We start from the raw sequence: 11,869 nt of genomic DNA, 5'->3' as shown, positions 1-11,869 counted from the left end.
AAGACCTCGAGGCCGCCCGGTCGCACGACCCGGCGGCCCGGGGCCGCGTGGAGAATTTCCTGGCCTACTCCGGATTGCATGCCATCTGGATCCACCGTCTGACCCACAAGATGTGGGCAAACCCGTCGCTGAGGCTCCCGGCCCGGTTGCTTTCCCAGGCCGGACGCTTCCTGACCGGCATTGAAATCCACCCGGGCGCGACGATCGGCCGCCGGTTCTTCATCGACCACGGCATGGGCGTGGTGATCGGCGAAACCGCCGAAATCGGCGAAGACGTGATGATCTACCACGGAGTTACCCTCGGCGGCCGCTCGCTGGCCAAGGTCAAGCGGCACCCCACCATCGGCGACCGCGTGGTCATCGGTGCCGGCGCCAAGGTGCTCGGCCCCGTGGTCATCGGGGCGGACAGCGCGGTCGGTGCCAACGCCGTCGTCGTCAAGGACGCTCCGCCGGAATCCATCATCACCGGCATTCCCGCCACCTTCCGCCACCGGGACCCGCAGCGCGAAACAAAGCCTGCCGTGGACCCAGCCGAGTACATCGACCCGGCGATGTGGATCTAACTGCCACTGCTGCCTGACAACACGTTGAACCTGACGAGAGGACAAGCCGTGGGTGAATCGATTCGCATCGGCATAGCCGGATACGGAAACCTTGGCCGCGGCGTGGAGGCCGCGGTAGCGAAGAATTCCGACATGGAACTGGCGGGGATCTTCACCCGCCGCGCTCCGGAGGACCTGAAGACGCTGCGCGCGGAGACAGCCGTTTACTCCGTGGATGACCTCCCCGCCCACGAAGACCGCATCGACGTGCTGATCCTGTGTGGCGGTTCCAAGGAGGACCTCCCGCAGCAGGGACCGGTGTTGGCTGCCCGCTTCAACACGGTGGATAGCTTTGACACCCACGCCCGCATCCCGGAATACTTCGACGCCGTCGACGCCCCGGCGCGTGCCGCCGGCAAGACAGCGCTGATTTCCGCCGGCTGGGATCCCGGAATGTTTTCCATCAACCGGGTCTACGGCGAGGCCCTCCTGCCCGACGGCGACACCTACACCTTTTGGGGCCGGGGCCTGAGCCAGGGGCACTCCGACGCCGTCCGGCGGGTACCCGGCGTTGCAGCCGGCGTGCAGTACACACTGCCGTCCGAAGCCGCCATCAAGCAGGTGCGCGACGGCAGCCGCCCGCAGCTGGAAACGCGGCAGAAGCACACCCGTGAATGCTTCGTGGTGCTGGCCGACGGCGCCGACCCCGCCTCAGTCCGCGAGGCCATCGTGACCATGCCGCACTACTTCGACCAGTACGACACCGAGGTCCATTTCATCTCCGCCGAAGAACTGGCCCGCGACCACAGCGCCATGCCGCACGGCGGGATGACCATCCGCAGCGGCAACACCAGCGCCGACCACGCCCAGGTCATCGAGTACGGGCTCGCGCTGGAGAGCAACCCGGAGTTCACCGCCAGCGTCCTGGTGGCCTACGCCCGGGCGGTGCACCGCATGAACCAACGAGGCCAGTTCGGCGCCGTCACCGTCTTCGACGTCCCGCCCGGACTGCTCTCCCCCAAATCGGCGTCGGAACTGCGCGCAGAACTGCTGTAGGGGGCTGAGGGGTCGTTCCGCTTCAAACTTGCACGACGACAACGGATTCGTCGCTTGGCAAGAGCGTCGTGACCGAGCGAACCCCGTCAAGGGTCGCACTAACCAGGGTCCACAAAACTACTCAATCGAGGGCGCGCTGCCGCTCCCCTGCCGCATGCCGACCTTGAACACCAAAAGCAAACGAGTTATCACTCTTCAGATATCGACTACGGCACTGCTCCCCGAAAATCAAAACTTTGTTCTTCAGTGCATCTTTCGGGGAGCAGTTCGTTCCGTGCATGCGTTGGGATGCGGTGGCCCTAGGTCATCGCCCTCATGGGCGTATGAACTGGGCTGCCTATTCACGTACTAGCGTGCCGCAGCCGCTGACTTCCAATCCTGCAACGTCTCCCGGGATTTCAATGATGGTTCGGGCAGAACCAAAGTAGTTATCCCGAATGTCATAGAGATCGTCCGTGAAGTCGTCGAGTGTTGCCCAGTAACAAGAGTCTCCATTGCTCTTGCCAATGTACGTACCCGGCTGAATGTCAACGCCAACACGGTAAGTACCGTCCTTGGTGACCTTGCTGGCATTGACTCCGGTCTTCGGAGCAGCTATCCAGGAACCGCACTTGCTCGTGCTGAAGCCCCTGTCAGCTTCTGTTATTCGTACGTAGGTGTTGGCCGTACCGAAGTAGTTGTTGTTGATGTCCCACAGCGAACCCGTGAAACCATTCAAGGTTTCCCAATAACAAGAGTCTCCGGTCCCCGTCGCTTTATAAAGCCCAGGCTTGATTCCGGTACCGACCTTGTAAATCCCATCGCCGCTAATGGCGGGCTTGGGTGGTGTCGGTATCGCAACCGCTACGGCCGGAGTGGTCTTGTTCGAAAAATTGCTGCGCTTAACCGTTACCCGAGCAGATATCTTCTTGCCCACATCGGACTTTGTGAGTGTGTACTTTGCCTTCGTAGCGGCGTAGATTTTGGCGCTTCCCCTGTACCACTGGTAGCTGTACGAGGACGGCGTTGATGAGTAACTACCCTTATCCACGGTGAGAGTCGCGCCAACTTTCTTGGTGCCCGATATCTTTGGAGCGCTCTTGAGACTAAAAACGGCTTTGCCGACTGTTGCTGAGACTGCGGACGTCTTGTACGTCGAGTATCCGGCCTTTTGCACGGTGACGGAGGCTTTTACCTTCTTGCCAATGTCAGCGGACGTCAGTTTGTAGGTGGATTTGGTTGCGCCTTTGATCTTGCTAGAGCCGCGGTACCACTGGTAGGCGGCCTTCGCCCCGTTTGGCCACGTGTTTGCGATCTTCAGTGTTGAACCGTAGCGAGCGGTCCCGCTTACTTTGACCGCCGCAGCCGGCTTTAGGGAACCTGAAGTGACCTTCTTCGCAGTCGAGGTCTTGGAAAGTGTCGAGTAGCCGACCATGCTGCCCGTCACTCGGACCGCCACAGACTTATTCAGGTCGGAAGCGGACGGGAAATATGTCGACTTAGTTGCTCCGTTGATGTTATTCCCGTTGCGGAGCCACTGGTAAGCGAGTTTTGCTCCCTTGGGCGCCCAGGTGCCAGTCTGGGCAGATAACTTGCTTCCCACTCGCGCGGTACCGCTAAAACTTACGGCTCCAGGCGCACTGATAGTGCCAGCTCCAACTACTTTTGCTGCCGAAGTCTTCGTCAGCGTGTCATAGCCCGGTTTGTGGCCGGTGACGCTAACGGCAATTGACTGACCCTGATCTGCGGACGTCAGAGCATAAGTCTGTTTCGTTGCCCCTGCGACGGCCTTCCCGGCGCGCAACCATTGGTAGCTGAGGCTCGCCGTCGGCGACCACCTACCGGGTTGAACGGTCAGTGTGTTGCCCACGACGGTTGTGCCTGTGAAGGTGGGGGTAGGCGCAGCGACGAAAGCGAGGCCCGAAACTTTGCCGGCATCGACTGCGAACTCTTGGAACCCAGTGTCCGGCCATGATACCCAACCCCTAACCGACAAGCTCTTGCCAGCGGCAGTCACGGGAATTGTGAAGGCGTACGGATAGTCCGAGGCTCCCGAATCAGTATTCTGAACGACATCATTTACGTACCACCCGACTTCCCAGTCCGTAGCCTGCTCCAAATCACCGATGTTCAGCCTCACAGTAGCGCCAACCACCGAATATCCGGTTACAGATGCATTCTGGAAAACAGTTGCTGCAACCGAAGCCGACTCGGTTTCCGGTGCGGCATTTGCCGTTGGTGCAGCGATCAAACCAGCGGCAAGAAGAGCTGAACCGGCAAATACCGAAACGCATTTCCTCCGCCACGACAAGCCACCCGCTGGCGGGTGACCGAATACTTCAGACATCTGGTCCTCTTCCCCAACTCTAAGTGCGAGACCCTGTGCAATTCAGGGCTGTTGTAAGAATAGACGGAACCCCCGTCAAAAAGCACAGCCGGACCATACTCATGCTGAAGCAAACATCCCGCCATGTCCCGTGCCCAAGCTAGGGTCGGCTGCAGGAGCGGAAGTAGACCCTCCACAGACGAGGGACGGCACGGCCACCAAGGGTGATGCCCGGATCAGCGTGAAAGTTACCAGCATTAAGACGGGCTACACCACCGCGCGAGCGTTTCGTCCGGGAAGTCTGATTGTTTTACGGATGTATGGTGCCGAAACCAGGGAGTTTAGGACCCCATTCAAGGAGCTGCAGGACAGCGCCTGGCGGACGTCCTCGGCGGCCTGGCTGCAGTCAGGTTCGACACGGCGTTAATTCCCCACAATCCACGCCCTCGACGCCTCTTGGTGAAACCGCACCCTTTCCTTACCCCGCGCGATTGCTGGAGCTCATGAAATGTTTGCGATCCAGTGCCGGAAAGTAGCCGATGCCTGAACATTCTGCTCGTAGGATTGATCTGTAACTATTCTGCCTCCGGGTTCTCCCGGGAAAGTTGGGGAAATTGAAACTCGCACCTTACGTGCGTGGCGCGGCTGTATTCACAGCCGCTGCCTCGCTCCTTCTAAGCTCCGTCACTGCCGCAGCTGCGGCTCCGGTTCAGGCCGTTACAGCGGTGACAGGTACCGCCGTGCGGGCGACGGTTCCTGCGCCTGCGCCCGAGACGAACGTAGCGATTAATCACATCGGCAGCCCTGTTGCCCCGGTCAACGGCACTGCCACAGTGAAGCCCACAGTTGCTGTCACCGGCTGGGTCGCTGTGACAGCCAAGACCATCACTGTCAAGCAAGGCAACAAGACCGTGCTCAAGAATAAGAAGAGCGCGAAGCTCAAGGCCGGAACCTACTCGGTAGCCACAACCGTGAAGTACAAGACGTACACAGAAGTGGACGGCCAGCGCGTCTACTCGAAGCTCAGGACGACATCGAAGACGCAAAAGCTCGTGGTCCGCAATGCAGTGGCGCTGAAGAACATTGCAGGCAAGAAGGCTCCTTACAACGGCACGGCGACCATCAAGCCGAACGTTTCGGCTGCCAAGGGCGTGAAAGTCGTGTCTAAGACGCTGACGGTAAAAGCCGGCAGTAAGACCGTAGCCAAGAACAAGAAGTCGGTTTCCTTGCGGGCCGGCAAGTATAAAGTCACCACGACGGTGAAGTACCGGTTGCCGTCGTCGACCTACACGCGCACTGCCGCGAAGGGCCAGTGGCTGATTATCAAGGCCGGCACGAAGCCCTCCCGGCGTGTCCCCCTAGGAAAGGTCTGTCCGGCTGGCTACCCCATCAAGGGCAATCAAAGCTCCTCCGGGGAGTGGATTTATCACGTCCCGGGTGGCGGATCTTACTCGGTGACGAACCCAGAAGAGTGCTTCGCGACTCGAGCGGCAGCCAGCGCGGCCGGCTACCGCGCCGCGAGGAACTAACGGACGTTCCCCCTCCGGGGCGCCCTGACCGCAGATGGATGGTCTTGCTCAAGCCGCTGGTGGTGTGGGGTGCTGCCCAAGACTTTCCGGAAGACCGCGATCGCGGCGGAGTACATCGTCTTGTTACGTTCCATTCGAACGACCATAGAAAGCAAGCCGTTGCAAACCCATCATCTGAGGACCAGAGAGGAACAAACGATGACCGACGTTGAGGTCAACACCCTGGAGGCGGAGCTCGTCGACGAGGGGGCCGCTCGTGAAATCGCGAAGGCTGTCAGCGCTCGTCACGCGATCGCTCGCAAGTATGTCATGAGGCTTCGACGCCGACGTCCAGATGCGACTCCGGCCGAGTTAATCCGTATGCTCGAGCGTCACTATGCCGCCTCGATTAGCACCGCTGGTGCGGTCATCTCAGCCGGCGTGATCGCGGCCGATGTAGGCATCGCGATGATACCGGGCGTTGGCGCCGCGGCAGCAGGTGCCAAGAGTGCAGGCCAGCAGGCCGCCAAGAAGGCCGGCAAGGAAGCCGTGAGGGTGGCAGCGAAGCAGACTGCGAAGATGGCTGCAAAGAACGTGGCGCTGGGCACGGCAAAGACCGGTGCCCACCGAGTTGCGGCCCTTCTCCCGGCGGGTGATGAGCAACTGCAGTTCGAGATCACCGCCATCTTTGGACTCGCAATCGCCGACATTCACGGAATGGAGCTCGACCAGGAGCAGGCTCACGCCCTTGTATACGGTTTGACGAACGATCGGGTCAGCCAGCAACAGATCGCGGCGATGGCCGCAGACCTCGCGGACGTGTCTTCGGGAGGCGCCGTCGGCGTCGGCCGCAGGATTGCCAGTGGCCGGAAGGACTGGTCTCATTGGGCAACCACGCTGGCGGACACGCTACCCGCGGGGGCAGCGCAGAGCCTTGTGCGGACTATCCAGACAGGCCAGCTCGACACCGTGCGGGTGAATTTGAGCGGGAAGCAGCAGGCAGCGGTCGACTACGGAGTCGGAGCCGTGGCGGGTGGCGTCAGCCGCTTCGTGTTCGGCGGCGAGGTCATTGAGGCGGCCCGGGCCGCATTCGGCGCTGCTCCCGACTCGTTCCCCGCATATCTGGAGATCCCTGTAAAGCCCGACTCCGATGAGGACGAGGCAGAGACAAATCGGGCTCTCGCCGCGTTAGAGGACGCGGCGAAGGCGACGGGAAACTGGGTTGCCGACACCGCCAGCACCGTCGGCGGCGGCGTCGTGACGGGCGCCGTCGCCGTGGGCACCGGCGTAGCGACAGCAGCCGGCACGGTGACGCGGGCTTTTCGAAGCGTGGACATCGACGGAGACGGCATACCGGACGAGCCGCAAGCACTATCCGCGGTCAAGGGCGTCGGCGGCGCCATTGCAGGCGCGGCGGACTCAGTGGGCGGGAGCTTTGGAAGGCTGTTCAAACCGAAGAAGCGCGGGATGCACGCACCCGATACTTCTACGCCCAGCAGCGAGGATGCCGACCTTCAGTAACGCGATAAGTCGACGTCACTCTCCTGGCGGTGCCGATCAGCAGTCAATTCCCTCCCGGGATGCAACGTGGACTAGCGGTGCGCTCAACAACTGAAGCAAAAGCGAGAATGCCCCCGCGACTGTCGGAATAGTTGCGGGGGCATCCGCTGCTGTCGATATACGCAGTCGCAGAGCAGCCAGGGTCGATCACCGTTTGGTGCAACGGGGGTCGCTCACCGGCGGGATCACTTCCGACGGCTGCTGCGGCGTCAGTGCGTGTCGACTGCAGAGACCTCGGATTTGTCGCCGCTCCACAGGGTGTGGAAGGTGCCTTCGGCGTCGGTGCGGCCGTAGGTGTGGGCGCCGAAGAGGTCGCGCAGGCCCTGGGTGAGGGCGGCGGGCAAGCGCTTGCGGCGCAGGCCGTCGTAGTAGGCCAGCGAGGAGGCAAACACCGGCACCGGGATGCCCAGCTGGACGGCGGTGGCCACGACGCGGCGCCAGGCCGGTACAGCCGCGCCGATTGCTGCAGCAAAGGAAGGGGCGAAGAGCAGGTTCTCCGGCTTTGATTCACCGGCGTAGGCCTTCATGATGTCGTCCAGCAGTTCGGCCCGGATGATGCAGCCTGCGCGCCAGAGCGAGGCGATCTCGTCCAGCTTCAGCTCCCAGCCGTACTCTCCGGCCGCGGAGCCCAGCATGTCGATGCCCTGGGCGTAGCTGACCAGCTTCGAGGCGAACAGCGCCTGGCGCACGTCCTCGACGAAGCTCTGCGGGACTTCGAAGTCTTCTTCGTGTCCCTCGAGCACATCCTGGGCGATGGCACGCTGGCCGCGCTGTGAGGAAAGTCCGCGGGCGAAAACGGATTCGGCTATGCCGGAGACCGGCGATCCGAGTTCCAGTGCGGAGACAACGGTCCAGCGGCCGGTGCCCTTCTGACCCGCAGAGTCCACGACGACGTCCACAAAGGGCTTGCCGGTCTTGGCGTCGGTGTGGGCGAGAACCTCGGCAGTGATCTCGATCAGGAAGGACGACAGCTCGGTCTTGTTCCAGGCGGTGAAGATCTCGGCCTGCTGCTGCGGCTCCAGGCCGGCACCGGTGCGGAGCAGATCGTAGGCCTCGCCGATCACCTGCATGTCCGCGTACTCGATGCCGTTGTGCACCATCTTCACAAAGTGGCCGGCGCCGTCGGTGCCGATCCAGCGGCAGCAGGGTTCGCCGTCGTACTTCGCGGAGATCTTTTCCAGCATGGGGCCGAGTGAATCGTAGGACTGGCGGGATCCGCCGGGCATGATGGACGGGCCCAGGAGCGCGCCTTCCTCGCCACCGGAGACCCCGATGCCCACGAAGTGCAGCCCCTTCTCGGCCAGCGCGGCTTCCCGGCGGCGGGTGTCCTCGTAGTGCGAGTTGCCGGCATCGATGACGATGTCGCCCTCTTCCAGAAGCGGCACCAGCTGCTCGATGACGGAGTCCACGGGCTTGCCGGCCTTGACCATAATGAGCACTCGGCGGGGCTTCTGCAGGTTGTCCACCAGCTCCTGCAGCGACTCGGTACGGATGAACTCGCCTTCGTCACCGTGGGCCGACAGCAGGGCGTCCGTCTTTTCCACCGACCGGTTGTGCAGGGCGACCGTGTAGCCGTTGCGGGCGAAGTTCCGTGCCAGGTTGGCGCCCATGACGGCCAGACCTGTCACACCGATGTGTGCGCTCATTGAATCTCCATGTGTGCGGTCCCCGGGGAGCAGGGACGTCAGCGTACAGCCCGAGCGGGCCGAGGTTCCTCAACAAGCCTAATCCCGACCGGCGGCACCGGCTAAGCCGACGGGCGTTACCTAAGACTCACTCGCTGGATGCCGCCGATGGGCGAAAGCGCAACCAGGCATCGATCACGTCATCCCCTGCCGCGTCCTCGCCGGGAGAGCCCGTGCCGGGAGTTCCGGCTTCCTGCCGGGACGCCGCGGGTACTTCCTGCCGGGATTCCGCGGGTACTTCCTGCTGCGACGCCGCGGGCATTTCGCCGGGCTCCAGCAGGTCCTGCCGCGTCACCGGCCGCGGGTCCTGTCCAGACCACGGCAGGCCGTGGGTGGCGCAGTAGACACATCGTCGGGACATGACGGCACGCGCGTGGAAGGTGCGGTCTGCTCTCCGGCAGAATTTGTCCAAGGTTGCCCCCAACGAAAGCCAGCGTGATCGCTACAGCCTTGCAGACCGGGAGCTGGTTGTAGAGGGTTCAGAGGGCCCGTTGCTGAACCGTTACATCATGACGCAGCGGCCGCTCAGGCTTCGGTCAAGATCGACTCAAGAGAGGCCCTGATCAACGCGCTGAAGGCGGCCTTTCCGGCTTCAACGGGGCGGCTGGTTGCTCGGTTCTACGCTGGATTTACGCCTTTTGAGTGACACGTTGGCAAGTTCAATAATTGTGGTTGAGAAATCCCCCTCGAACGTGGCAGACTAGCCCGTGGCGGTCGCCTTCTATGCCTTGGAGCCCCCATCTCCGAGTTGCGGCACCGTCGATCCCCTGGCAGTCCCGTTGATCCCCCATCTAACGGCTGCCCCGAAAGGCACTGTCCCTCCCAAGGGACAGTGCCTTTCCCTTTTGGCCGAGTGCCGGGCAGCGATCGCCGATCCGGAGTCGCCGAGCGGAGCCCGTGCCGGCCCGCTCATGCCTCTACGTTCAACTCCGAGCCCGGGAGGGCTGTGGAAGCCGGGCAGGACGGGAGGGTCCACTACCGCGGCCGGCTTGAGGACACGGCTGCCGGACTGGGGGCGGCCTGAATCATGGAGACCGATGGCGGTGCCGGCGGATGCTGCAGACGGACGAAAATGTCATCCGGCCAAGTCCGCGGCCATGAGGAACAGCCCCGCCCGTCCCCCAGATCAGGCGGGGCAGTTACCTCATCGTCCGGCTCTTGCTACCCCCATGTAGTTGTGGCCGGGAGACACACGTTACACCTGTAGACGGTGGTGCCGGCTGAAGATTTGCTCAGGACTCAAAGCGGCAGCGTCGGGCGCGCTCCCAGGAACGAGGAAACCCTGCGACGGCCAGGCAGATTGCCTGGCCATCAAGGGGTTTTCAGGTGGGTCCTACCGGGATCGAACCGATGACATCCACGGTGTAAACGTGGCGCTCTACCAGCTGAGCTAAAGACCCGTTGTAATGTCGAAAGCGGGACCGCGGAGCGTTATCCGCCGCAACATCACGAGGATTTACTCTACCGGATAAACCGGCGTGAACGCCAACCAAATTTTCGTGGGAACAAACACGATGCAACCTAAAACCTGAACCGGCCATCACGTGTAAGAGGCACGACGACGGCGCCCCCACCGCCATCCGTCGGACGCCGGGTCAGGGCTGCTTTTGGAGCCGGTCGGGCAGCTCTGCTGCAAGATAGCCCAGCGCCTCGGAGACGCCCACCTCCAGCTTCAGGTCGGCCAGCTTATCGCCACGGGTCTCTCCCCGATTGATAATCACCACAGGCTTGCCCTGCTTTGAAGCGTGCCGGACAAAACGCAGTCCGCTCATCACTGCCAGCGAGGACCCGGCGACCAGCAGCGCCTCGCCGTCGTCCACCATGGCGTAGGCAGCCGCCACCCGGTCTTTGGGGACGTTCTCCCCGAAGTAGACGAAGTCGGGCTTGAGCATGCCGCCGCACACCAGGCAGTCGGCCACGACGAAGTGGGCGGTGTTGGCCACGTCCGCATCGGCGTCGGGGGCAACGTCGCCCGCGTCTCCGGTGGCGGCGTAGGCGGGGTTGAGCTCCTCCAGCCGGACCGCCAGCGAAGAGCGGCTGGTGACGTCCCCGCAGTTCAGGCAGATGACCCGGTCAAAACGCCCGTGGAGGTCGATGACGTTCACGCTGCCGGCGTCTTCGTGCAGCCGGTCCACATTCTGCGTGATCAGGCCGCTGAGCAGCCCGTTCGCCTCCATCGCGGCCAGCGCGTAGTGCCCCGCGTTGGGCGCGGCGTGGTGCATGTGCCGCCAGCCGATGTGGTTGCGTGCCCAGTAGCGGCGCCGGAGGTTCTCGTCGCCCACGAACTGCTGGTACGTCATCGGAGCGCGGGGCACGGATGTAGGCCCGCGGTAGTCGGGGATGCCGGAGTCTGTGCTGAGGCCGGCGCCGGTCAACACAGCCAGACGACGTCCGGCCAGAAGCTCGAGCGCCGGCGCCAGCAATTCCATGGCCGGCTAGAGCTCTTTCAGCACGCGGTGGTATTCCTGGATGTCCCGGGCCTGTCCGCGGGGATTGCGGATTTCGTGCCGCAGGACGCCTTCGGCGTCGATGATGAAGGTGCCGCGCAGGGCCATGCCCGAGTCCGCGTCGAACACGCCGTAGGCCTTGGCCACCTCGCCGTGCGGCCAGAAGTCGGCCAGCAGGTCGAATTCGTAGCCTTCCTTCTCGGCAAACGCACGGAGGGCAAACTTGTGGTCCACCGACACCGCCAGCACGCGGGCATTTTCGCTGCGAAAGGCCCCCAGGTCGTCGCGCAGCTCGCACAGCTCTCCGGTGCAGATTCCGGAGAACGCGAAGGGGTAGAACACCAGCACGACGTTTTCGCCCCGCAACGCAGAGAGTTTGACGGGTTCGCCGAACTGGTTGACCAGCTCGAAGTCGGGCGCAGGCAGCCCGACCGTTACAGCCTCAGCGGTCACTTGTTGGTCCGCTTGCTGACCAGCCGGGTGGCAGCCCAGTCACCGGACACGCCGGCTGAAGTGGTCACATGCAGGCCGGCAGTCGGCGCCGCTTCCTGGACATCCGCCGGCGGCACGTACCCGTCCCGGCCGGACTTCGGTGTCAGCATCCAGACCACGCCGCCTGGACCGAGGGTGGTCTGTGCGTCGACCAGCGCGTCGACCAGGTCGCCGTCACCGTCGCGCCACCACAGGATCGCCGCGTCAACCACGTCGTGGTCGTCCTCGGTGAGCAGCTCGGAGCCGGTGAGGTCCTCAATGTCGTCGCGCAGAT

10 protein-coding genes and 1 tRNA gene are annotated in these 11,869 nt (G+C 63.0%); 4 read left to right on the top strand and 7 right to left on the bottom strand.

Annotation, left to right across the window (positions count from 1 at the left end; all coding sequences use genetic code 11):
• Both epsC and AC5RWT_RS28905 read left to right on the top strand, forming a co-directional pair.
• Positions 1-563 (top strand): serine O-acetyltransferase EpsC (gene epsC / locus AC5RWT_RS28910; RefSeq protein WP_494083199.1); only part of this gene is annotated, 563 nt, incomplete at its 5' end.
• Between the two features lie 48 nt (positions 564-611).
• A complete protein-coding gene (locus AC5RWT_RS28905; protein WP_494083198.1) occupies positions 612-1,598 on the top strand; it encodes a diaminopimelate dehydrogenase in 987 nt (328 codons plus the stop codon).
• 337 nt (positions 1,599-1,935) lie between these two features.
• Here AC5RWT_RS28905 and AC5RWT_RS28900 read toward each other — a convergent pair whose 3' ends face one another.
• Positions 1,936-3,924 carry an Rv1352/Rv1906c domain-containing protein gene (locus tag AC5RWT_RS28900; RefSeq protein WP_494083197.1) on the bottom strand — a complete coding sequence of 663 codons (1,989 nt, stop codon included), beginning with the start codon at positions 3,922-3,924 and terminating at the stop codon, positions 1,936-1,938.
• A gap of 593 nt (positions 3,925-4,517) precedes the next feature.
• Here AC5RWT_RS28900 and AC5RWT_RS28895 point away from each other — a divergent pair.
• The gene (locus tag AC5RWT_RS28895; protein WP_494083196.1) at positions 4,518-5,432 is read left to right on the top strand and encodes a sunset domain-containing protein; all 915 of its coding nucleotides are present in this window, start codon (positions 4,518-4,520) and stop codon (positions 5,430-5,432) included.
• A gap of 198 nt (positions 5,433-5,630) precedes the next feature.
• On the top strand, positions 5,631-6,932 hold the full coding sequence (locus AC5RWT_RS28890) for a hypothetical protein (protein WP_494083195.1): 1,302 nt from the start codon (positions 5,631-5,633) through the stop codon (positions 6,930-6,932).
• Positions 6,933-7,180: 248 nt separating this feature from the next.
• Here AC5RWT_RS28890 and gnd read toward each other — a convergent pair whose 3' ends face one another.
• The 6 genes from gnd to AC5RWT_RS28860 all read right to left on the bottom strand — a co-directional run.
• Positions 7,181-8,617, bottom strand: a complete 1,437-nt coding sequence (gnd, locus tag AC5RWT_RS28885) for an NADP-dependent phosphogluconate dehydrogenase (RefSeq protein ID WP_494083194.1) — start codon at positions 8,615-8,617, stop codon at positions 7,181-7,183.
• Between the two features lie 127 nt (positions 8,618-8,744).
• Positions 8,745-8,951: a hypothetical protein gene (locus AC5RWT_RS28880; RefSeq protein ID WP_494083193.1), complete on the bottom strand. Its 207-nt coding sequence runs from the start codon at positions 8,949-8,951 to the stop codon at positions 8,745-8,747.
• Positions 8,952-9,983: 1,032 nt separating this feature from the next.
• Positions 9,984-10,056, bottom strand: a tRNA-Val gene (locus tag AC5RWT_RS28875).
• A gap of 195 nt (positions 10,057-10,251) precedes the next feature.
• Positions 10,252-11,085, bottom strand: coding sequence for an NAD-dependent protein deacetylase (locus tag AC5RWT_RS28870; RefSeq protein ID WP_494083192.1), 834 nt, complete (start codon positions 11,083-11,085; stop codon positions 10,252-10,254).
• Positions 11,086-11,091: 6 nt separating this feature from the next.
• Positions 11,092-11,556 carry a peroxiredoxin gene (locus AC5RWT_RS28865; RefSeq protein WP_494083191.1) on the bottom strand — a complete coding sequence of 155 codons (465 nt, stop codon included), beginning with the start codon at positions 11,554-11,556 and terminating at the stop codon, positions 11,092-11,094.
• A partial coding sequence (locus tag AC5RWT_RS28860) for a DUF3052 domain-containing protein (protein WP_494083190.1) occupies positions 11,553-11,869 on the bottom strand: 317 nt, incomplete at its 5' end. The genes AC5RWT_RS28865 and AC5RWT_RS28860, both read right to left, overlap by 4 nt.

The sequence above is a fragment of the Arthrobacter sp. Dra40 genome, from assembly GCF_059091905.1.
The sequence above is the reverse complement of the archived record's forward strand: the minus strand, read 5'-3'. Positions and strand labels throughout refer to the sequence as shown.

Bases quoted from the DNA above. Each gene is read 5' to 3' on its own strand.
- AC5RWT_RS28900 (WP_494083197.1), bottom strand. From the start codon at position 3,924: ATGTCTGAAGTATTCGGTCACCCGCCAGCGGGTGGCTTGTCGTGGCGG.
- AC5RWT_RS28890 (WP_494083195.1), top strand. From the start codon at position 5,631: ATGACCGACGTTGAGGTCAACACCCTGGAGGCGGAGCTCGTCGACGAG.
- AC5RWT_RS28870 (WP_494083192.1), bottom strand. From the start codon at position 11,085: ATGGAATTGCTGGCGCCGGCGCTCGAGCTTCTGGCCGGACGTCGTCTG.
- gnd (WP_494083194.1), bottom strand. From the start codon at position 8,617: ATGAGCGCACACATCGGTGTGACAGGTCTGGCCGTCATGGGCGCCAAC.